The organism is Flavobacterium branchiophilum NBRC 15030 = ATCC 35035 (assembly GCF_002217205.1).
Taxonomy (GTDB): domain Bacteria; phylum Bacteroidota; class Bacteroidia; order Flavobacteriales; family Flavobacteriaceae; genus Flavobacterium; species Flavobacterium branchiophilum.
Genome location: NZ_MUGT01000185.1, coordinates 1 through 1,706, shown reverse-complemented (window position 1 = coordinate 1,706; position 1,706 = coordinate 1). Strand labels below are relative to the sequence as shown.

General features: G+C 30.5%; 2 protein-coding genes. Both read left to right on the top strand.

Annotated elements, in window-relative coordinates; genetic code table 11:
• The first annotated feature begins 109 nt into the window (after nucleotides 1-109).
• Nucleotides 110-1,033: a hypothetical protein gene (locus B0A58_RS15535; RefSeq protein WP_089081796.1), complete on the top strand. Its 924-nt coding sequence runs from the start codon at nucleotides 110-112 to the stop codon at nucleotides 1,031-1,033.
• A gap of 249 nt (nucleotides 1,034-1,282) precedes the next feature.
• A partial coding sequence (locus B0A58_RS15530) for a hypothetical protein (protein ID WP_133063171.1) occupies nucleotides 1,283-1,706 on the top strand: 424 nt, incomplete at its 3' end.

Below are 1,706 nucleotides of genomic sequence, written 5' to 3'. Positions count from 1 at the left end.
TTTATGTAAATAACTCGAAGAATTAATTTATATTTTTATTTTTTTTAATAAAAAAGTTTGTGCTATAAAAAATAAATTACTATATTTGTTTAAACAAATTACCACAAGTATGAAATCATCACTTTTAAAAAAGACATTTCTTTTATTTACTGCATTTTTTATTTTAATGGGCTGTTGCAAGGATAGTGACGAACCTGTTGTAGAAAAGCAAGGCATTGCATCTATTTATATTGAAGGCGACCTAACCAATGAAGCAGCAGCAAAACAACTTGCTAACGAGTTAGGCAGTGCTACACAAAACATTTACGTGCAGAACACCACACAACTTACCACTATCAACATTCATTCGGCTATAAATATTAGACATATAGAGTTTGTAAACAATAAAGATTTAGTAACTGTAAAAATCAGTGGTTTTAAAAAAATTAGTGAATTGTGGTTTAAATCCAATACCACAGTTCCTAATCCAACAACTCCAAGAGACATTAATTGCAATGATATAGAAGAAGCTTTAAATTTAGAGATAACTTTACCTTATTCTACACCAGGGCACAATGTGAGTTTTAATAAATTAAAAAAAGTTGGCCCCAATGATTTTACTTTATTAGCAGAATGCAATGTGCTAAACTTCCCACTACTTGAAACAGTGAATACATTTAATTTTGCAGTAAAAAAAGATATTATCACGTTCCCTGCACTCAAACACATAGAAACCATAAATGGCCCATCTTATATAGAATTTAACCAGTTAAACTTTCCAGCTTTACAATATTGTAAAAAGTTTGATTTCCCTATATGGGAGTGGACAGGCGGAGCAGTATTAAGTATTCCAAGTTTGCAATATTGTGAAGAATTTAAATATATTTATGGTTGTGCAACTTCAGAGGTAACAAATGCTATTTTACATCAATTTTTAACAGTACTTCCTCTTTCTGGAAAAAGTATTATTGTTTACGGTGCACCTCCAACGGGACAAGGTCTTATAGATAAACAAATTATAATTAATCAAGGAAATAGTGTTTTAACAAATTAAATCATATAAAATTAAATATAATATATTAATTTATAAAATATTTAACTTCAAAAATAAACTATGCAACAAAACCATTAATTAAGCGAGCTATGTCATTATAGCGAAAAAATTCATGTTTCAAAACGTGATCCATACTATTTCTTCTAAAAGATATTGTGATGATTCGTTTAACTCAAAATTAACATAAAGATTCATGCCCTTTTTTGGGATGTTTCAATAAAATTTGTAACCCCCTTTAATTTTATAAATATGAAGCAAATTTCTTTTTCAGTAAAACAAATAGTAACCAGTTTGGTGTTGCTATTTTTAGGCAGTCAGTGCATACAGGCACAAACGTCGCCTTCAATCAATTCAACCATGAGCATACAAACGGATGCGGTTTATGGACCAACTTTGTACATTTGTTCTAATAAAGAGACGAATGACTATACCAAATCGAAAGCTTTAGCCTTTGGAGTGCCTGTTCCTTATAGTAATGGTAATCCAAACCCATCGTTAGGAGCAAATCCTCACACTCGCAACACAGGTTTTGTATTGGTAAAAGTAGGTGTGGATATAGATGGAAGTATTAACACTAATTCAGGAGCTGATATTATCAAAACAGCTGGTAGTTGGTTGTATTTAGATGAAGCAATTAATTTTTTCTTAACTCAAAACTACCAACGTATCGTCA